Raw genomic sequence first — 19,395 nt, forward strand, 5'->3', positions numbered from 1 at the left:
GCCAAGACGATCCCAATGTTCAAACGCTGTCGACCGCTTGGAGCAGGCCCCAGACGAAGTGGGCGGCGAACGTGCCGTCCGGCGTCGTGAGCGTGGCGTGCCAGCGGCTCGGGGCCTCACCGTCCTGGTGGGCGACGGTCCCGAAGCGCGCGGCGACGTCGCCGACGACGCAGGCCCAGGGGACGAGGTCGTCGACGGTGCCGAGGCGCGGCACCGGGACGCCGTCGTCGCGGGCGAGCCATTCGTGCGCGACCGAGCCGTCCGGGGCCAGCATGATCTCAAAGCGCAGGCCGGGCCACAGCGACAGCCCGGTCCACCATGCGATCTCGCAGGTCACATCGCCGATCCGGCGCTGCTCGACGGCGCCGGGCGGGCCGAGGACGGTCTCGTACCGGCGCTGCCCGCGCGGGAACGTCCGGGACCGGAGGATGCGCTGCCAGCGGGCGTTGACCTCCCGCATCTCGGTGCGGGACGCGTCCAGCGCGCGCATCGCGTCCTCGACGAGGCCGGGCTGGTAGTCGGCCATCCGGCGGAGCAGCACGAGCTGGAACTCCCGCCGCGCGAATCCCTTCACCGCCGCCACGCTACCGGGGCGCCGCGCTCCCCGCCGCCGCGTGCCTATTCCTCGTCGGCGATCCCCAGGCCGCGCGCTTCCTCGGGGTCGGGGGTGAAGGGCTCTTCGGGGTCGTAGTCGGACGGGCGCGGGCGCTCGGGCCCGTCCGGCCCGACGCGGACGACGTACTCGAAGCGGATGACGCGGAACCGGCGTCCGAGGACGGTGATCTCGGCGCGGCGCGTACCGTCGCGGAGCCGCTCGGCGGCGTCCCGGTACTCGGCGAGGACGTCCGGCGACGACGGCAGCATCATCGGCACGATCGTGTCGAAGTAGGCGGCCAGGTGGTCGCGGACGGAGGCGGGGCTGTGCAGGAACGGGCCGTGCGGCGGCCACGTCCCGTTCTCCCTCTCGGCGGCGGCGAACCGGGCGGCGAGGCGGACGACGCGGGGATGGGCGGCGAGCGCGCGGCGCGCGTCGCGGGTCACCTCCAGCGGGACGGCCGGCCCCTCGGGGACCTTCTCCCACCGTTCCCCGAGCAGCTCCGGCGACCCGGGCGTCCGTGCGGGCGGCAGCAGCCCGTGGTCGAACCGGCGGGCGTCGCGGCGGGTGCGCGGCTCGGGCAGGTCGTCGGGGTCGGTGGGGCGCGGCGGCTCGGGGCCGTCCACGCCGAAGCGGCAGAACCGGTCGGCGCGCACGACGCGGAACACGCGCCCGGCGACGGTCACCTCGTCGGGACGGCCGCGTTCGAGGAGCGCAGCCCCGTCCCGGTACCCGTCGCGGTCGGCGCCGGAGGTGGCGGCGGCCCGGGCCATGTTCCGGAACCACCAGGCGAGGGAGTCGCGGGCGTCCTGCGGTGTCATCCGCTCCATGCCGGACATCATCCAGCCGCCGGCGACGCGCTCCATCACCCCGTAGGTGGGCCCGTACCAGAGCACGAGCGGATGGGTCCGCTGCGCCCGCACCTCGCCGAGCCACGCCGACGACGACGCCGCCGACAGCGAAGGGGGCAGGTCACCGGCGAGAGCCGCACCATCACTACCCGTCATGCCCCCCATCGTCACAGGGCGCGGGGGGTCGGCGCTCGCAATTCGGCCATTCGGCGGGTCAGGACCTGCGGGCGCCGATGGCGGCGGTGATGGCGGGCCAGCTCCGGTCCAGCTCCCGTCGCCAGTACTTCCAGTTGTGCATACCGGGCCCGTAGAGGTTCGCGGTCACGGGGACGCCCGCGTTCCTGGCCGCATCGACGAAGTTGGCCGTCATCACCCCGGCGAGCTGCTCACCGATGCGGCCCGCGTGCCAGGGCACGGTGTCCGGGTCGTCGTAGGGGCCGGGCCGCCCGCCGCCGGACGAGACGTACACGCCGGTGCCCTTCAGCTCCGACACCATCACGGTCGCGTCGTGCGCCCGCCAGTTCGCCCGCGCGGTGATCGGATCACCCCAGATCGCGGTCCCCGCCTCCCGGTTCATGGACGTCAGGATGGCCGGCATGCCGGGGGCGGTGATGTTGAGGGACCCGCTGTAGGACGCGGCGTACCTGAACAGCCCGGGATGGCGTCCGGCATAGACGACGGCGCCCTGCCCGCCGGACGACAGCCCGATCGCGGCCCGCGCCGACCCGGCGTGGAAATTGCGTTCCATCAGCGGGATGACCTCGTCGATGTGGAAGGTCTCCCATGCCGGGATACCGCCCTTGCCGTCGTTCCACCAGTTCGTGTACGAGCCGCGGAAGCCGCCTTCGGGCATGACGACCATCGCGTCGTACGAGGCCGCGGTCTTCTCGATGTCGGAGTCGCGCGTCCAGGACCGTAGTCGTTGTTGCCGCCGTGGTAGGCGTACACGACGGGCCACGACCTGCTCGTCCTGGCCCTCCACCCCTTCGGGACCAGCACCCGCGTCTTCACCCTGGCGCCGAGCGCCGGGGACGCGATCGTGACGTCGAACTGCCGCGCGCCGACCGTCTTCACACTGGTGACGGCGGCGCCGTCGGGCGCCTTGGCGTACGTCCCTGACCCTTCACTCGGCGGCCGCGGCGCCGTGCCGCGACCACCGGGGATGGTGTCGGGATCGTCGGGGCCGGGCGAGCCGTTGCCCGTCCTGAACGGCTTCGTCCCCGGGGGAACCTCGGGCAGCTTCGGCGACGGCGACGCCACGCCGGGCTTCGTCGGGGGCCCAAGGACGGGACCGGCTCGGCGCCGCCCCGGGCCTCCGACCGTTCCTTCGGCACACCCACGCCCGCCTGCGCGAGACCGACCATGACGGCGGGCAGCAGCACGGCCGCCGCCGCGGTCCCGGCGATGGCGATCTTCCTGTCCGTACGCTTCCTCATGCGCTCCCCAGCCCGCCGCGACACCCAGTGACCGAGCGCAGGACGCGCCACTCCCGCACGCCGAAGAAGCTACTGTTCCCGCCGCCGCAGCCGCAACCATTGACATCGAATGCAATAAAGGCGACCCGACCAGTGACTCCCCGCAACGCCCCTCCGCAGCAGGTCATCGGTTGGCGATCTCCAGGAGACGCTGGCGGAGGACGATGCCGTCGCTGGCCCTGATGAATATCTCGTTGCCCTTGACCGCCATCCAGAGGGGGCGGCCAGGGTCAGCGATGATGCCGAAGGTGGGGAATTCGGCCCTCAGCTCGGCCAGGTAGGCGGCTGTGTCCGGCTGCCAGGCCCCGCTTGCGGTGGAGTTCATGCGGGGGCTCCCAGGTAGCCCTTGATCATCACCAGGGCATCGGTGATGCGCTCCGTCTCGGCGATGGGCTGCTGCCAGGACGTGAAGTACCAGTAGCGTCCGCCGTCCTCCTCGTGGGGGCGGCACGTGATCGTGTCGGCGGCGACTCCTCGGGCGCCGCAGCAGCTCCGCGCGGTGGAGGTCGTGTTGCGGACGACCAAGCCTCCCGCCACCTGATGGATCGTGAACCCGTGGGCCTTGAGGTGCATCCCCAGCATCTTCAGCCGGACGTACGACTCGACGGCCGGACTCTGCTCCTCCCGCTCCTGCTCCGGGGTGCTCACGGCCGCCTCCTCGCGGACTCGGCGAGGGCGATCCGCTTACGACTCCATTCGGACATGAGGGGCATTCCCCCCACTCTCGTGGAATTGTTCGATATCAGCCTCTTGTGCACCTAGGGGACCTCGTTTGTGTCGTTGCGCCGAAAAGCTTGCAATCACACTCGCGGTCCGGGTTAAAGTGCGGTAGTGACCGTTCCACACCGCCGGTCAATCCGAGCCAAGATCCCGTCAACCACCCCCCGTGGTTAACCCTCCGGAGGCTCCAAATGGGCGAAAACCGAGCACGCATCTTCTTCGGAAACGAACTCCGCCGCATGCGCGACGACGCCGGGCTTACGGGCAAGGAACTGGCGGACGCGCTCGGATGCACGCCGCAATGGGTCAGCACCATGGAGAGTGGTCGAAAGGTCTCCCAGCAGAGCGCGCTCGACCTCGACACGTACTTCAAGACAGACGGCCACTACCACCGCTTGTGGAAGCTCGCCAACGAGGTCGAGGTCCAGTTCATCCTCCCGCCCGGCTTCCCGGAGTACCTGGAGTACGAGAAGAAGGCGACGTCCTACCGCATCTATTGCGCGCTACTTATCAACGGTCTCTTCCAGACCGAGGACTACACGCGCTCCATCCTCACCACCACCGACGGCGCCAACAGCCAAGAGCTGACGGCACAGCGCATGGAGCGGCAGGGTGTCCTCGCCCGCGACAAGGCGCCGCACACCTGGATCGTCATCGACGAGACGGCACTCCGGCGCACGGTGGGAGGCCCTGACATCATGCGCGAGCAACTCAATTACCTGCTTACCGCGTCTGAATGCTTCAACACGATGGTTCAGGTAGTGCCAAACCACACCGGCTATCACGCTGGGCTTGAGGGAAGCTTCACCATCCTGGGCTTCGAGGACATGCCAGATCTCGCCTACACCGAGTCGGCTGGTGAAGGACTCCTGATCGAGAAGCCTGCCCGAGTCAAAGACAAAGTCGTACGCTGGGATCTGCTCCGAGGCCACGCACTCCCCATCCAGGAGTCGAGGGCCATGATTAGGACCGTTATGGAGGGCCTATGAAGGATATGCTCAGCGTCCACTGGCGCAAGGGCAGCCACAGCGATCACAACGGCGGTGACTGCGTCGAGGTGGCAGGTCTGTGGCGCAAGAGCACCTACAGCGGCCACAGCGGCGGTGACTGCGTTGAAGTCGCAAACCTCTCCCCCGTGGTCGGGGTTCGGGACTCCAAAGATGCGGACGGGCCGAAGTTGACCTTCAGTGTCGCGGCCTGGTCGGCGTTCACTCGCGAGGTCAAGAACAGCGCCCACGACCTGGGCTGACGTCCCCCAAAGCACTCCCCCGCGAGCCCTCGGCCGTCCAAGAACCAGGCCGGGGGCTCTTCCATGTTCGGGCCGTGGCTCCAGCAGGCCACAAGTGGCACCTTTGCTTTCAGCCCCAGCGCAGTGCGACCGGTGGCAGTTCAATGGTGGACAAGGGCACGCCTGGCGGACGGAGGCACTCGGGGCCGTGAAGCTACGAATCAGCGTCGAAGGGGCGACCGGCGACCGGGAACTTGCCGCTCTGTACCGATGGATCGCCAGAGATCGCGTCCTGACGCGGCGGAACCGGATCTCCACCACCACGGCGGCGCCCGCACCGGGCGAGCAGGGCGGCGCTCTGGAGGCGATCAACGCGATCGCGGGGAACGTCATCGCGCTGAGCAGTCTCGTTGTCGCGATTCTGGCCCACCGTAGGAACGGCCCTGCCGACAGCGGCCGGGGGACGGTCCGCATCGAACGCGACGGCATCGTGGTGTCGATCGAGCCCGGCAGCGAGATATCAGCCGAAGAGATCATCGAACGCCTGACCCCCGGGACGCCTCCCGACGAGGACACCGCCGGCGGCTCTCAACCATGACCCCGCCATCGCGGCGGCTCTCCGACCCAGAGCATTCCCGGGTCGTGCTGGTCGGGACGGGCAGTTACCGCCACCTCCCTGATCTCCCGGCCGTGGCCCGCAACCTGGAAGCACTCGCCTCCACGCTCACGCAAGGGCCGCGGGGGCTGCCGCCCGAGAACTGCATCCAGCTCCTGGATACTGACGATCCGCGCGTCGTCCTGGACACTTTGCACGCCGCCGCAGCCGAGGCGACCGACACGCTGATCTTCTACTACGCCGGTCACGGCCTCGTCGATGAGCTCGGGGGCCGCAGTCGTCAATTGCACCTGGCGCTGCCCAATGTCAGCAAAGAACTGTTCCACCATGGCCTGGTCTACGACGACGTCCGGCGCCTGATACTCAGCCACAGGGCCGTCGCCCTGCGGAAAGTGGTCATTCTGGACTGCTGCTACTCCGGCCTGGCCACCGCGCAGAGCGCCGCGGACGATCTGGGGCCTCTGGCCGACATCGCCGGAAGCTTCGTCCTCACCGCCACATCCGAATCCGCACTGGCGTTCTCACCCCGTGACGAGACCTACACCGCGTTCACCGGCGCACTCCTGAAGATCATCAATGACGGCGTGCCCGGCGCGGGCCCCGTTCTGAACATGAAGACGGTCTCCGTCCACCTGACTCGCGAACTCCGGTCCCGTGCGCGTCCCGAACCCACGACGATGAACATTGACTCCGGTGATGACATCGCCTTCCTGGCGAACGCCGCTCACCGCCACGCCGCACGGTCTCCCGACCACGTCGGCGCCGGCTCCGGCAGGGCGGAGGACCTCGGCGAGACCGGTCGGGCTCCGTCCGGCTCCCCCGCCATGGGGACCGGGACGCTCCCCGGAAACGCCGCGCCGCCCGAGCCGGTGGCGGAAGAGCCCACTACCGCGGGCGCCGAACTCGTCGACGTCCTGGTCCCTCGCCTCACCGAATTGGCCGTCAAACCCCTGGCCGCCTTCTCCGGCGCGGTGAACCGTCCTCTCACCAGATCGGCGACGACGGACCCGGACCGGACCGCACCCGATCCACCGCACGCCCCGATGTCCGGCCGCAGAGCGTGGACATATTTTGGCGCCGCCTTCGCGGCAGTGATCGGGCTTTTCTGGGGACTGGCCGTATTCGCCCAGGCCACGGGCAAGACCCTCCTGACCGCCCAGGCACTGAGTGGCCCCAGCCCGGTCACCAGCCCCAAGGCGCCGGGAGAGTCCGCCGGCGGCTTCGCCTGGACGGCAACGGAACCGGTGAAGACCGACTTCCAGCCGGCCGTGACTCTGGCCACCCGGCTCCGCGGTGTCCTCAAGGCCACCGTGCCCGCGGGATGCGAGACCAGGGAGTTGCAGTGGCGGATCACCATCGACGGCCGCCAGGTCGGAAGGGGCGCCCTGACGGCCGCGAACGGACACCAGGTCGACACTCGCTACGATCTCGGCCGCACTCCGAAGCACATCATCATCGCGGCCTGGTGGGACACCGACGCCGCACCCTGTGATTCCTTCAAACTGACGTGGCGGGACCCTCACATGCCGCACACCCTTCGATGGTGGCCAATGCCCGAATAGACCGCCGAGCACTGGCGGTCGACCGCAGGTTCCTGCCGCCCCGTTCCGCTGATCTACGTGGGGCGCTAAGGCTTCCTCAAGAATCTTTTGCCGCCTCCTGCTCTAGGGGAAGAGTTCGCGGAGGGTGGGGAGGAGGTCGGCCTCGGCCCAGGTGCGGAAGTCCTTCTGGTGGTCGGGGCCGGACTGGCAGAAGGAGATGTGGGTGAAGCCCGCGTCGGCCCACTGGCGGACGGCCTGGACGTAGTCGTCCACGTTGTTGCCGCACGGGACCGACTTGGCGACGTCCTCGGGACGGACGGTCTGAGAAGCGGCCTCGAAGTTCACCGGGCCCGGCAGCTCGGCCATCACCTTCCAGGCGGGGGCCGAGAACCTCCAGATGCGGTGGGCGCGCGTCACGCATTCGTCGTAGTCGTCGCCGTAGGCGACCGGGATCTGGCCGTAGACGGGCTTGCCCGCGCCGCCCTGCTTGTGGAACAGGTCCACGACGTCTCCGACCGGCTGGTCGGAGATGAGGGCGTCGGCGTGGCGGGCCGCGAGGCGGCCGGCGCGGGGGCCGTAGGCGGCCATACCGATCGGGACGGGACGGTCCGGCAGGTCGTACAGCTTCGCCGAGTCGACGGTGAAGTGCCGGCCCCGGTAGTTGACGTAGTCGCCCCCGAACAGCGCCCTGATGATCTCGACGGCCTCCTCGAACATCTCGTGCCGGACGTCCACCGAGGGCCAGCCGCGCCCGACGACGTGCTCGTTCAGGTTCTCGCCCGAGCCGAGGCCGAGCGTGAACCGGCCGTCCGACAGGACGCCCATCGTGGCCGCCTTCTGGGCCACCACCGCCGGGTGGTAGCGCATGATCGGGCAGGTCACGAACGTCATCAGCGGGATGCGGTGGGTGGCCTGGGCGAGGGCGCCGAGCACCGACCAGGCGTAGGCCGAGTGGCCCTGGTCCTCCAGCCACGGGAAATAGTGGTCGGAGATGACCGAGTAGCCGAATCCCGCCTCCTCCGCCTCGACGAGGTCGGCGACGAGTTGCCTGGGCGGTGTCTGCTCGCAGAGCAGCGTGTATCCGAATTCCATGCCGGTTCGCCTACCCGCCGGGACGGGCCGAATCGTCAAGACACGGTCAGGCCCGGGTCACCTCCGGATGAGAAATGGCCGGGCTTGGAAAGATCAATGGCCAAGGAGGTCGACGGGGTCGTCGGCGTGATCCTCTACTTCTTCGAGAATGTCCTCCATCGGCCGGCGCGCGGGCACGCCGACGCTGACGCTGTTGTCGGCCATTTCTCAGCGCGGAACGGGGGCTTCCGGCCCGCCGTGCGCCCGGCATGGCGCCGGACGGGATCAACGCGGCGAGCCTCGCCCCCCTTACTTGGCCACGGTGAGTGACATCTGCTATACGTAGAGCTACCTCGTTTCGACCTGAGGCGAGGAAAGGGACATCCGGTATCCACCTTGAGAACCGGGCGTGACAAGGGAGAAAAGGAACCACATGAAGTCCTTCAGCTACAGCGAGCTGGACAAGCTGACCGGCGAGGTCCTGCCGGAGCGCGCCGTGCTGTCCACCCTCCTCGTCGGTGGCCACGGCGACAACGAGAACGAGAACTTCAACCTCAACCACGGGGGCGGCCACGGCGGCCACGACGGCGGCACCACCGCTGTCGTCCCGAACTGCCAGGCCATCAACAACAACCCGCAGGGCGGGCTCATCGGCGCGCTGGGGCTCAGCTCCAACAACCCGACCTCCTCGTTCACCTGCGCCAGCAGCTCGGTGGTCGCGTCGAGCCACTGATCTGGCACGGCATGACGGCGGGCCTCGGCCCGCTTGGGAAGGGCTGGCGTTCTCCCGCCAGCCCTTCCCCCTCTTTCCGCACAAGGCGAAAGCGAACCGATGAGCGACACGAACCCTCACGCATTCAGCTACGCGGACCTCGACCGGCTCGTCCCCGAGGTCCTCCCCGGACGGCTCCCGCTGTCCACCGCCGCGCCGCTCAGCGGAGGCGGCGACAGCACCACGGTCGTGTACGCCTGCCAGGCGACCTACTCCCCCGGCACCACCGGGCTTCTCGGCACCGGCCTGTTCGCGCAGCCGGCGTACTCCTCCCTGAGCTGCGTCCCCGGCACCGTCGTCCAGCAGCACTGATGGGCAGCCCCACCACACCGTCCGTGGACGGCGCGCCCGCGGCCCTCGCCCTGCCCAGGCTCGTCGACGGCGCGGAACTCCTCGGCGAGTTCAAGAACTCCGGCTACAAGGAGCCGTCCCAGCTCGTACGGCTGCCGAACGGCCAGCTCGTCCGGCTGCCGCCGCTGCTGTACATCGTCGTCAAGGCGCTGCGCGAGCACCGCGACCTCGCGGACACCGACGTCGCGGAGGCACTCGACCGGGTGGCCGGCGCGGTCAGCGAGGAGGCGGGCGCGCGGCTCACCGCCGAGCAGATCGTCTACCTGGCCGACCGCAAGCTCGCCCCGCTCGGCGTCACCACCTACAGCGACGGCACGCAGCCCACGCTCGTCAAGTCCGACCCGTTCCTCGCATTGCGGTGGCGGGTCGCGGTGTTCCCCGAGTCTTTCACCTGGTTCGTCGGCGGCGTGTTCGCCTGGTTGTTCCGGCCCGTGGTGGTGGCGCTGATGCTCACCGCGTTCCTGGCCGGCGAGATCTGGATGTTCACCACCGGGTCGCTGGCGGGCGCGCTCTCGGCCACGATCCTCAACCCGGTCACCATCCTGCTGGTGATGGGCCTCGGGGTCGCGTCGGTCGCGTTCCACGAGGTCGGGCACGCCTCCGCCTGCCGGTACGGCGGCGTCCGGCCCGGCGTCATGGGCTGCGGCATCTACCTCGTCTGGCCGGCGTTCTACACCGACATCACCGAGTCGTACCGGCTCGGCCGCGGCGGGCGGCTCCGCGCCGACCTCGCCGGCGTCTACTTCAACGCCATCTTCATCGTCGGGCTGGCGCTGGCCTACCACCAGACGGGGTTCGAGCCGCTGCTCGTCGCCGCCCTGTACGTCAACCTGGAGATGTTCCAGCAGCTCCTGCCGACGCTGCGGTTCGACGGGTACTACATCATGTCGGACCTGATCGGCATCCCCGACCTGTTCAAGTACATCGGCCCGATCCTGCGCCGGACGCTGCTGCGCCGCCCCGCCGACGCGCGGCTGAGCGACCTCAAGCGCTGGCCGCAGATTTTCGTCACGGTCTGGGTGCTGACCGTGGTGCCGGTGCTCATCTTCCAGATCGGCCTCATCATCAGCCAGGTCCCCACCCTGGTCGCCAAGGACTGGTGGATGATACGGCGGCTCGCGTCCAAGGCCATGGACGGCGCCGGGCCGCTCGAACTCGTCACCTCCGGCCTGCAGATCGTCCTGCTCGTGCTGCCGCTGGCCGGCGTCGCGCTGATCCTTTACGGGGTGGGCCGCGGGCTGGTGCGGTGGGCCGTCCGGTACGTGCGGGGCCCCGCCCCCGGGCCGATGACAGGCACCTGATCACGCCCGAAGGAGCGCCGGGCATCCCCATCGCGGGGGTGCCCGGCGTTCGGCGTCAGGTCTGCCGCATCGGGGCCATCGGGTCCTTCGTCTCCTCCGGGCCGTGCCATTCCAGGAGCAGGACGGTGGCGTCGTCGGCCAGGCGCCCGGCGTGGTGTTCGAGGATGCTGCGGACCAGGCGCCGCAGCGTCTCGGGGACGGGCAGACCGTCGGCCTCACGCTTGATGATGAAGTCGGTGAACCGCTCCAGCCCGAACTCCCGCTTGTCGGGATCGCGGGCCTCCACGATGCCGTCGGTGTAGAGCAGGACGCGGTCGCCGGGCTGGAGCTGCTCGCTGCACAGCTCCGGGTCCACGCCGAGGCCGGTGCCGAGCGGCGCGCCCGGCCGGCATTCCAGCGTGGTCACCCAGCGCCCCGCGCGGATGACCACCGGTGCGGGGTGGCCGTGCGAGACCCACGACACGACGCCGGACCGGAGCTCCAGCTCCATCAGCAGGGCGGTGACGAACCGCCCGTCGCCGTCCTGGTCGAGCAGCACCTCCTCGATCGCCCGCCCCGTCTCGACGAGGTTCGCGCCGTGGAGCCGGCTGTTGCGGCAGGCGGCGATCGCGAGGCTGGAGGTCAGCCCGGCGGTGGTGTCGTGCCCCATCGCGTCGAAGATCGCGAGGTGCACGGTGTTTCCGGCGAGCGCGTAGTCGAAGGTGTCGCCGCCGAGCTTGTACGCCGGTTCCAGCGCGGCCCCGATGACGACCTGGTCGTTGGCGAAGGTCATCGGGGGGAGGAGCCGCCACTGCATCTCCGCCGACACCGTCATCTCCCTGGTGCGCACCAGCCGGGAGAGCGAGTCGCTGTAGGGCCCCTTGCTGACGATCATCAGCGCGACCAGGCCGGCCAGGTACTCGGCGTCGTCCTTGGCCCGGTCGTCGTCCTGGCGGATGGTGGTCCTGAGCACCCCGATCCGCTCGGTCCCGTCGAGGATCGGCAGCCAGTAGTGGCAGGTCCCGTCGTCGAACACCTGCCCGGTCACCGGCTCCACGGTCTGGAACGCCCGGCCCGCGATGGTCCCGTCGATCTTCAGCTCGGCGGGTTCGGGCCCCGGGTCCTGCCCGGCGTCGTCGCCCTTGCCGGTCAGCAGGCGCAGCACCGTCTGCTGCAGGTCCGCCATGTAGATCAGCGCGTCGTGCAGGCCGGCGTCCGCGGCGTGCCGGGCCACCGCGCCCGGCAGCTGCTCCATCGACATCATGTGGCTGGCCGCCACGAGCTCTCTCAGCATCGGTCGCCGTCCCGCGTCATCCGCTCCCTGCCCGGGTCCATTCGCGCTGGAGTACCCGCTGTGGCCGCGCCCATGTCACGAACCGGCAGGTCAGGTGCGGGACGGGGACGGCGCGGCGGGCAGCATCGCCGCGATCTCGGGCTTCAGCAGCTCGCGGACGGTCGCGTACGCGGCCCCGAAGTTCAGGTTTCCGCAGCCGTCGCTGCCGCCGGCGAGGAAGGAGAGCTGGAACTCGGCGGGCGTGAAGAAGGCGCTCAGGTTCGGCGGAGTCTCCTTCGTCCCCGGGATGCGCGCCTCGCCGGGGAGGAAGTCCGAGCGCTTGAACCGCCCGTCGGAGCTGCAGTCGTCCCAATCGCGTTCGTGGGCGACCGGGTGCTGCGCGACGAGGGAGCGGATCCGGGTCACGCCCGCGTCCGTCAGCGCGGCCGGACGGAACACGTCGGTGTTGGTGAGCCTGCGGCCCGTGCGCAGGTCGACGGTGACGACCTCGCCGCCGGGCGACCCGTCCGCCTGCTGGCACCAGTCGGTGAGCTGGAAGTAGCGGACGGACACCAGCCGCGGGCCGCGGAGCCCGAGCCTGGTCTCCACCCCCAGCTTCACCGGTTTCCCCTGGCAGTTGACCTGGGTCGAGCTTTCCCGCGCCAGCGCGATGAGGCGGTCGATCGGGCCGCGCAGCTCGGCGTTGATCCGGCGTTCCAGGGCCGGGTCGCGCAGGCCGCTGACGGTCGGGTACCGCGCGTTCCGGATCTCGATCGGCGTCGTGCCGCCGGTGATCGTCCGGGTGTCGGCGGCCATGGCCACGACCGCGACGGGGGCGGGCGCCGGCTCGGTGCTGTCCCGCGCGACGTAGACGCCGCCCGCCGTCGTGGCGACGACCGCGGCGCCGGCGGCGGCCATCGCGCCCTTGCCCGCGGTCGTGGCGAGGAAGCCCTTGCTCACCGACGCCCCCACGGTGCCGCCCGTCCCGGCGGTGCCGCTCGCGCCCGCCGTCCCGGCCGCGCCCGCCGTGGTGGCGGTGGCGGCCCCCGCCCCCGGGACCGTGAGCGCCGCGAGCGGGAACAGCGCGGCCAGCGCGGCCGCGGCCGCCGCCAGCGCGCGGACGCCCCGCTGCTCCCAGTCGCCCCCGTACGCGGCGGCCGCCGCGGACTCCAGCATGGTCACGAACGACGCCGCGCCCAGCGGCCGCTCCCCCGGGTCCTTCGCCATGCCCTGCAGGACGAGCGGGCGCAGCGGCTCCGGCACGTCCGACACGTCGACCGGCCCGGTGAGGTGCTGGTTCATCAGCACCGCCCGCTCGGCGGCGGCGAACGGGCGCCGTCCCGTCACGCACTCGAAGAACACGCAGGTCGCCGCGTACACGTCGGTGGAGGGCGAGGACGCCTCACCGCGCCACTGCTCCGGCGCCATGTACACGGGCGTCCCGGCGAACGAGCCCTGCCCGGCCAGGACGGCGACGCCGAAGTCGACCAGCTTGCTGAGCCCGTCGGGCCGCACCACGACGTTCGCCGGCTTGTAGTCGCGGTGGACGACGCCGACGGCGTGCGCGGCGGCGAGCCCGAGGAGCGAGCCCTTCAGCACGAGCAGCGCCGCCTCCGGCGCGAGCCGCCCGTGCTCGCGCAGCACCTCCTTCAGCGACGCGCCGTTGATCGCCTCCATCACGATCGCGGCGCCGTGCTCGCTCTCGGTGAACCGGTAGAGGCGCGCCACGTACGGGCTCGTGAGCCGGCCGAGCATCTGCGCCTCGGACCGCAGCGCCGCGACGGCCCCCGGATCGCCCTGGGCGAGGTACTTGATCGCGACCGGTGTCCCCGACTGGGTGTGGTGGGCGAGGACGACCCGTCCCTGCGCGCCGCGTCCCAGTTCGCGATCCTCGGTGAAATCCGCCAGCCGCCAGTCCATCCCGCGCTCCCCGCACTTTCTCGCTCATGGTTCACAGGACGCTGACGTCGCTGCGTGAGGAAAGGTTCGCGGATCGTCCGGTCCGCCGCCACCCCTGACCGTCCGGCGTTCGCCGTGGCCGGGTGAGATGGGACACAGGGGCGGCGGCGGACGCGCAGGTCGGGCGGCGTCCGAAGGCACAGGTCACGGGCCCGGCTTATCGCCTTCTGCCGAACATTGCGGAAAGCACTGCCGTGAATTGCCGGAGGGTATTGTGTTAAAACCCGTCTGAGGTTCGCCTACGCGGAAGGATCCTCATGGGCGCAGCGGAGGCTCTCGGCCGGGTGAGCGACACGGGGCGCTATCCGCTGACGGCGCCCGGGCGCGGCGGCTGGAACGCCGTCGTTTCGCAGGCCCGGGAGGAGCTGGCGAAATCGGGATGCTGCGTGCTGCCCGACTTCATTCGCGCCTCATTGCGGGACGCGCTGCGCACGGAATGCGCGGCGATCGCACCGTACGCGCATTATGACGTCGAAACCGTCAACGCCTACAACATCGACGTCCGCACGCCATTGCCGGACGATCACCCGGGCCGTATCACGGTCGAGCGGGGCAACGCCTTCGTCGCCCGCGACCGCATCCCGGCGGACTTCATCGTCCACCTGCTGTATTCGAGCGGGCTCTTCCAGCGGTTCGTGGCGGCGTGCTTCGGGCTGCCGCGCGTGCACGAGCTCGCCGACCCGCTGTCGGGGCTGTGCCTCAACGTCGTCAACCCGGGGATGGAGCATCCCTGGCATTTCGACACCAACGAGTTCACGGTCAGCCTGCTGACGCAGGAGGCCGAGGACGGCGGCGTCTTCGAGTACTGCCCGGACATCCGGTCCGCGGAGTCGGAGAACTTCGGCGACGTCCGCCGGGTGCTGACCGGGCGGGGCGGCGACCTCGTCCAGCGGCTCACGCTCCGGCCCGGCGACCTGCAGCTTTTCCAGGGACGATACGCATTGCACCGGGTGAGCACCGTCGAGGGGAGCACGGCGCGGCACACGGCGATCTTCGCCTACAGCGAGCGGCCCGGGGTCGTCGGCAGCGTCGCCCGCACGCGGCAGCTGTTCGGCCGCGTGCTGCCCGAGCATCTGGCGGCGGAGGGACGCGCCGTCCGGGTCGACCGGCTCCTCGACTAGCCCGGGGCCGTCCCCACCGACCCGACCAGCCTGGCTCGACCCAACCGACTCGGAGGCCCTCCGTGCGCGTCGACACGACCGGGAAGATCTCGCTCGGCCACATCTACACGCGGCCCGATCCCCGCGCCTACTTCTCCACGCTCCGCGACCTCGACTACAACATCCCGGAACTGGCCAAACCGCACTTCCGCGGGCTCATCGCCGAATACCGGGAGGCGCATCAGGTCCCGGTCCCGACCGTTCTGGATATCGGCTGCTCCTATGGCATCAATGCGGCCCTGGTTAAATACGGCATCACCATGGGCGACCTGTACGCTCGCTACAGCGGCCGCGACGCCCATCGGCACACGCGCGGAACGCTGCTGGCCCGCGATCGGGAGTTGGTCCGTTTCGTTGAAAGTGAAAGCCGTGTGCGGTTCCTCGGCCTGGACGCCTCGGAGGAGGCCCTTTCCTACGCGCTCGAAGCCGGTTTCCTGGACGGCACCGTCCACGCCGATCTGGAGAACGGCGACCCGACCGACGAACAGCGCGCGCAACTCGCCGGGACGGACCTGGTCATCTCCACCGGCTGCCTCGGCTACGTCACCGAGCGCACCATTTCCCGGGTCGCCGGCGCGCACGGGCGGCGGCGCCCGTGGATGGCGCACTTCGTGCTGCGGATGTTCCCGTTCGACGCGGTCGCCGAGACCCTCGCCGCCGCCGGGTACGAGACCGTCCGGCGCGGCGGGCTGTTCAGGCAGCGGCGGTTCGCGACGCCGCAGGAGCAGTCGCTCGTCCTGGACCGCCTGTCGGACGTCGGCGTCGACCCGTCGGGCCTGGAGACCGGCGGCTGGTTCTACGCCCAGCTCTACGTCTCACGCCCGGCCGACCATTGAACGACAACGAGGAATGAATTGAGCGCCAGCGAAGAACTCTCGTCCCGCACCTTCGGCAACGAGGCCGATCTGCCGCGCGTGCCGCTGCCCACGCTCGACGCGACGTGCCGGCGGTTCATGGAGTGGTGCGCGCCGCTGCTGACCGCGGACGAGCGGGCGCGGACCGAGGCGGCGCTGGCCGACTTCGCCCGCCCGGACGGGCCGGGCCGCAAGCTCCAGGCGGCGCTGGAGCGCTATGACGCGTCCGAGGGCGTGCACAGCTGGCTCGACACGTTCTGGCCGTACCGCTACCTCGGCCGCCGCGACCGGATCGCGCTGAACGCGAACTTCTTCTTCCTGTTCAGGGAGTCGGACGAGGGCCAGGTGGAGCGCGCCGCCGGGCTCATCGCCGGCGCGCTGGACTACAAGCTGCGGCTGGACGACGAGCGCGTCCCGCCCGCCGTGCAGCGCGGGCGCCCGCTGTCGATGGTGCAGAACAAGTTCCTGTTCTCCGCGACGCGCATCCCGGGTGCCCGGCAGGACACCGTCCGCTCCCCGTACACCGACGAGTGGCCGGGGCCGTCGCATGCCCGCCACATCGTGGTGTTCTACCGCGGCAACGTGATCCGGATGGACGTGCTCGGCCCCGGCGGGCGCCCCCACGCGCTGGACGAGCTGACCGCCGGCCTCGGCACGATCATGAAGGCGGAGACCGCGCCCGAGCCGTCCGCCGGGCACCTCACCACCAAGGCCCGCGCCGAGTGGGCGGAGAGCCGCGCGGCGCTCCTCGCCGCCGACCCCCGCAACGCGGAGGCGCTCGACGACATCGAGACGGCGCTGTTCTGCGTCTGCCTGGAGGATTTCACGCCCAAGAACACCCTCGACGCCTGCGACCACCTCCTGCACGGCGACAGCGGCAACCGCTGGTTCGACAAGGCGGTGTCGTTCATCGTCTTCGCGGACGGGACGGCCGGCGTCAACGTCGAGCACTGCGGCCTGGACGGCACCACGATCCTGAGCTTCGTCGACGCGCTGCTCGGCACGGCGCCCGCCGTGCTCTCCCAGCGGTCGGGCGCCAAGTCGCAGGGGCTCCCCCTCATCGAGCCCATCGAGTTCGTCCTGGACGAGGAGCTGCGGCGCGACATCCAGGACGCCGCGTCCTCGTTCGCCGCGTACGGCGCCGCGACCGCCACGACGACCGTCTCGTTCGACGGCTTCGGCTCGGATGAGATCAAGCGGCTGAAGATGTCGCCGGACGCGTTCGTCCAGATGGCCTACCAGCTCGCCCACAAGCGCGCGAAGGGCTTCGCCGGCGCCACCTACGAGTCGATCGCGACCCGCCAGTACCGCAACGGGCGCACCGAGGCGATGCGCGTCGTCACGCCCGAGGTGCTGCACTTCGCCGAGATCATGGACGACCCCGGCGCCGGCCGCACGATCCGCCGCGACGCGTTCCGCGCCGCCGCCGACGCCCATGTCAGGCGCGCGAAGGAGTGCCAGGCCGGGCAGGCCCCCGAGCAGCACCTGTGGGAGCTGCAGCTGATCCACGAGCGGCGCGGCGCCGAACTCGGGGGCGTGGAGCCGCTGCCGCTGTTCGACTCGCCCGGCTGGCTCGTCATGCGGAACGACTATCTGAGCACCAGCTCGGCGGCGTCCGCCAACATCCGGTACTTCGGCTTCGGGTCGACGAGCGAGCAGTGCATCGGCATCGCCTACGCCCTGCTCCCGGACCGCTTCAACGTCTACCTCAGCACCCCGCGCCCGGTGGCGGACGCGATGTTCGCGTTCGCCGAGCGGCTCCGGGAGGCCGTCGGCGAGCTGCGCGACCTGCTCAGCTGAACGCCTCCCGGTCAGCGGCCGGGCTTCGCCGGACGGTGGGCCCGCCCGACCGGGTACAGCCAGCGCCGGAACAGCCTGCTGAGCATCGGCATGACGACCACGGTGAGCAGCGGGATCACGATGACGGGGAATGTCAGCGCCTTCAGCGGCAGCGGCCACGACGTCGCGAGCGGCGTGACGAACGCCTGCAGCAGGAGGCTCAGCGGGTACACGGCGACGAACGTGACGGCGATCATCTTCAGCTTGGACGGCGCCGGAACCGACTCGCCGGGCAGGCTGAACCACGTTTCCAGGCCCGTGGTGTCCCGGTAGTGCTCGGTGGCGATCCCGTGGACCCGGTCGATAAACTCCGCGCGCTCCTCGGACGCCATCCACCCGTCGAGCCGCTCCTGATCGGCGAAGTTGACCACGGTGTAGTACCGGTGCCGCGACCCTTCGGCGCGCAGCCATGTCGCGCCCCGATGCCCGGGGTAGCGGGTCGCGGCCCGGTGAAGTCCCTCCGCCCATTCCTCGAAGTCGCGTTCCCGTCCGGGCCTGACGTCCCACGTGACCACGGTCGTGACGGGCTCGCCGTTCCCTTCCTCCATGGAACGGACTCTCACCCGTCCAGCGGCGTCCATGCGCGCCGGGCCCATGCGGCTACGTCGTGGCGAGCGCCTCGGTGGGGCTGAGGCGGGACGCCCGGACCGCCGGGTAGAGCCCCGCCATCGCGCCGATGACCAGCGTGGCGGCCACGCCTCCCGCCACGGCCCACGCCGGGATGACGACCGGCCAGCCCTGGTAGAGCGCGTAGATGCTCGTCACCAGCGCCCCGATGACCGCGCCGCCCACCCCGCCCAGCGCGGACAGCAGCAGCGACTCGGCGAGGAACTGGGTGCGGACCTGGCCGCGGGTCGCGCCGAGCGAGCGGCGCAGCCCGATCTCCGAGCGGCGCTCCAGCACCGAGATGACCATGGTGTTGGCCACCCCGACGCCGCCGACGAGCAGCGCCACCGCGCCGAGCCCGAGCAGCAGCCCGGTGAACGCCTCCCCCGCCGCCTTCCGCGCGGCGAGGGCGTCCGACGGGCGGGACACCTCCACCTCGTTCGGCGCCTCCGGGTTCGCGGTCGCGCCGAGCACGTCGCGGACGTCCTCGACGCTCGCGTCCTGCGACCGGGTGTAGATCGTCGTCGGGTGCCCGTCGAAGCCGAGCCCGGCCTGCGCCGCGGGCCAGCCGACCAGCGCGGCGGTGTCCAGCTCGGGGGCGAGCGGCGCCCGGTCGAGGATGCCGATGACGGTGAACCAGCGGCCGCCGATGAGGACCTGCACGTCGGGTCCCGCGTGGCCGATCCCGAGCCGGTCCGCGGCGGCCGACCCGAGGACGGTCGCCGGGAAGCTGCCGGTCGCGGCGTTCAGCCAGGCGCCGCTGCGGAGCTCCGCCCCGATCGCCTCGCGCAGGTCGGTGCGGGCCGCGTAGGCGGCGATCCCCTTGGTCTCGGTCTCGGGCATCTCGCCGGTGCGGTAGACCTTCGCGTCGTCCAGCAGGCCGATGGCCGACACGTCCCGGATCGGCGCGATCCGCCCGACCATCGCCTCCGATTCGAGCGGGAGCTGCGCCTTCTCGCCGGTCAGGGTGCTGCCGGGCGAGACGGTCAGCAGGTTCGTGCCGAGCGCGGCGAGGGCCCGGTCGAGGTCGGCGCGCGACGACGAGGACACGCCGACGACCGCGACCATCGCCGCGATCCCGATCGCGATGCCGAGCGCGGACAGGAACGCCCGCATCGGACGGGTCCGCAGCCCGACCGCGCCGACCCTGACGACGTCGCCCGGCCACATCCGCGCCGGTCGCAGCGACGCGGTGCGCGCGGGG

Annotated in this window: 20 protein-coding genes; 10 read left to right on the forward strand and 10 right to left on the reverse strand. The window is 70.8% G+C overall.

Annotated features, from left to right (window positions below):
- Nucleotides 1-19: 19 nt before the first annotated feature.
- The 5 genes from ETD83_RS09480 to ETD83_RS09500 all read right to left on the reverse strand — a co-directional run bounded on the left by ETD83_RS09480 (nt 20) and on the right by ETD83_RS09500 (nt 3,569).
- A complete protein-coding gene (locus tag ETD83_RS09480) occupies nt 20-574 on the reverse strand; it encodes a hypothetical protein (protein ID WP_230420782.1) in 555 nt (184 codons plus the stop codon).
- A gap of 44 nt (nt 575-618) precedes the next feature.
- Nucleotides 619-1,602 carry a DUF5954 family protein gene (locus ETD83_RS09485; RefSeq protein WP_138644694.1) on the reverse strand — a complete coding sequence of 328 codons (984 nt, stop codon included), beginning with the start codon at nt 1,600-1,602 and terminating at the stop codon, nt 619-621.
- A 58-nt stretch (nt 1,603-1,660) separates the two neighbouring features.
- Nucleotides 1,661-2,404 (reverse strand): alpha/beta hydrolase, encoded by a 744-nt coding sequence (locus ETD83_RS09490; RefSeq protein WP_138644695.1) that lies wholly within the window; start codon nt 2,402-2,404, stop codon nt 1,661-1,663.
- A 641-nt stretch (nt 2,405-3,045) separates the two neighbouring features.
- Complete coding sequence (locus ETD83_RS09495; RefSeq protein WP_138644696.1) at nt 3,046-3,246, reverse strand: hypothetical protein; 201 nt, start codon at nt 3,244-3,246, stop codon at nt 3,046-3,048.
- Nucleotides 3,243-3,569: a hypothetical protein gene (locus ETD83_RS09500; RefSeq protein WP_138644697.1), complete on the reverse strand. Its 327-nt coding sequence runs from the start codon at nt 3,567-3,569 to the stop codon at nt 3,243-3,245. Before ETD83_RS09500 ends, ETD83_RS09495 begins: the two co-directional genes overlap by 4 nt.
- Before the next feature lie 263 nt (nt 3,570-3,832).
- On the opposite strand from ETD83_RS09500, the gene ETD83_RS09505 reads away from it, so the two are divergent.
- From ETD83_RS09505 to ETD83_RS45285, 4 genes are all read left to right on the forward strand, one after another.
- On the forward strand, nt 3,833-4,630 hold the full coding sequence (locus ETD83_RS09505) for a helix-turn-helix domain-containing protein (protein WP_138644698.1): 798 nt from the start codon (nt 3,833-3,835) through the stop codon (nt 4,628-4,630).
- On the forward strand, nt 4,627-4,890 hold the full coding sequence (locus tag ETD83_RS09510; RefSeq protein ID WP_138644699.1) for a DUF397 domain-containing protein: 264 nt from the start codon (nt 4,627-4,629) through the stop codon (nt 4,888-4,890). Before ETD83_RS09505 ends, ETD83_RS09510 begins: the two co-directional genes overlap by 4 nt.
- Nucleotides 4,891-5,077: 187 nt before the next feature.
- Nucleotides 5,078-5,467: an effector-associated constant component EACC1 gene (locus tag ETD83_RS09515; protein WP_138644700.1), complete on the forward strand. Its 390-nt coding sequence runs from the start codon at nt 5,078-5,080 to the stop codon at nt 5,465-5,467.
- Complete coding sequence (locus ETD83_RS45285) at nt 5,464-7,047, forward strand: caspase family protein (protein WP_138644701.1); 1,584 nt, start codon at nt 5,464-5,466, stop codon at nt 7,045-7,047. The genes ETD83_RS09515 and ETD83_RS45285 overlap by 4 nt, the downstream gene beginning before the upstream one ends.
- A 102-nt stretch (nt 7,048-7,149) precedes the next feature.
- Here ETD83_RS45285 and ETD83_RS09525 read toward each other — a convergent pair whose 3' ends face one another.
- Entirely contained in the window at nt 7,150-8,118 is a 969-nt protein-coding gene (locus ETD83_RS09525) for a TIGR03557 family F420-dependent LLM class oxidoreductase (RefSeq protein WP_138644702.1), read from the reverse strand.
- Between the two features lie 412 nt (nt 8,119-8,530).
- Between ETD83_RS09525 and ETD83_RS09530 the strand changes: the two genes are divergently transcribed.
- The 3 genes from ETD83_RS09530 (at nt 8,531) to ETD83_RS09540 (ending at nt 10,521) form a co-directional block, all read left to right on the forward strand.
- On the forward strand, nt 8,531-8,830 hold the full coding sequence (locus ETD83_RS09530) for a hypothetical protein (RefSeq protein ID WP_138644703.1): 300 nt from the start codon (nt 8,531-8,533) through the stop codon (nt 8,828-8,830).
- Nucleotides 8,831-8,929: 99 nt separating this feature from the next.
- Nucleotides 8,930-9,181, forward strand: coding sequence for a hypothetical protein (locus tag ETD83_RS09535; protein WP_138644704.1), 252 nt, complete (start codon nt 8,930-8,932; stop codon nt 9,179-9,181).
- A complete protein-coding gene (locus ETD83_RS09540) occupies nt 9,181-10,521 on the forward strand; it encodes a zinc metalloprotease (protein WP_138644705.1) in 1,341 nt (446 codons plus the stop codon). Before ETD83_RS09535 ends, ETD83_RS09540 begins: the two co-directional genes overlap by 1 nt.
- 55 nt (nt 10,522-10,576) lie before the next feature.
- Here ETD83_RS09540 and ETD83_RS09545 read toward each other — a convergent pair whose 3' ends face one another.
- Nucleotides 10,577-11,794 carry a PP2C family protein-serine/threonine phosphatase gene (locus tag ETD83_RS09545; protein ID WP_138644706.1) on the reverse strand — a complete coding sequence of 406 codons (1,218 nt, stop codon included), beginning with the start codon at nt 11,792-11,794 and terminating at the stop codon, nt 10,577-10,579.
- A 90-nt stretch (nt 11,795-11,884) separates the two neighbouring features.
- On the reverse strand, nt 11,885-13,693 hold the full coding sequence (locus ETD83_RS43595) for a serine/threonine-protein kinase (protein WP_205717574.1): 1,809 nt from the start codon (nt 13,691-13,693) through the stop codon (nt 11,885-11,887).
- 296 nt (nt 13,694-13,989) lie between these two features.
- Here ETD83_RS43595 and ETD83_RS09555 point away from each other — a divergent pair, with 296 nt between their 5' ends.
- The 3 genes from ETD83_RS09555 to ETD83_RS09565 all read left to right on the forward strand — a co-directional run bounded on the left by ETD83_RS09555 (nt 13,990) and on the right by ETD83_RS09565 (nt 17,546).
- Nucleotides 13,990-14,853 carry a HalD/BesD family halogenase gene (locus tag ETD83_RS09555; RefSeq protein ID WP_138644707.1) on the forward strand — a complete coding sequence of 288 codons (864 nt, stop codon included), beginning with the start codon at nt 13,990-13,992 and terminating at the stop codon, nt 14,851-14,853.
- Between the two features lie 62 nt (nt 14,854-14,915).
- Nucleotides 14,916-15,728: a class I SAM-dependent methyltransferase gene (locus ETD83_RS09560; protein WP_138644708.1), complete on the forward strand. Its 813-nt coding sequence runs from the start codon at nt 14,916-14,918 to the stop codon at nt 15,726-15,728.
- 18 nt (nt 15,729-15,746) lie between these two features.
- Nucleotides 15,747-17,546 (forward strand): choline/carnitine O-acyltransferase, encoded by a 1,800-nt coding sequence (locus ETD83_RS09565; RefSeq protein ID WP_138644709.1) that lies wholly within the window; start codon nt 15,747-15,749, stop codon nt 17,544-17,546.
- 11 nt (nt 17,547-17,557) lie between these two features.
- On the opposite strand, the gene ETD83_RS09570 is transcribed toward ETD83_RS09565, so the two are convergent.
- Both ETD83_RS09570 and ETD83_RS09575 read right to left on the reverse strand, forming a co-directional pair.
- The gene (locus tag ETD83_RS09570) at nt 17,558-18,133 is read right to left on the reverse strand and encodes an antibiotic biosynthesis monooxygenase (protein ID WP_138644710.1); all 576 of its coding nucleotides are present in this window, start codon (nt 18,131-18,133) and stop codon (nt 17,558-17,560) included.
- Nucleotides 18,134-18,185: 52 nt separating this feature from the next.
- A complete protein-coding gene (locus ETD83_RS09575) occupies nt 18,186-19,361 on the reverse strand; it encodes an ABC transporter permease (RefSeq protein ID WP_138644720.1) in 1,176 nt (391 codons plus the stop codon).
- Nucleotides 19,362-19,395: the final 34 nt, after the last annotated feature.

Source organism: Actinomadura soli, assembly GCF_005889715.1.
Lineage (GTDB): Bacteria > Actinomycetota > Actinomycetes > Streptosporangiales > Streptosporangiaceae > Spirillospora > Spirillospora soli.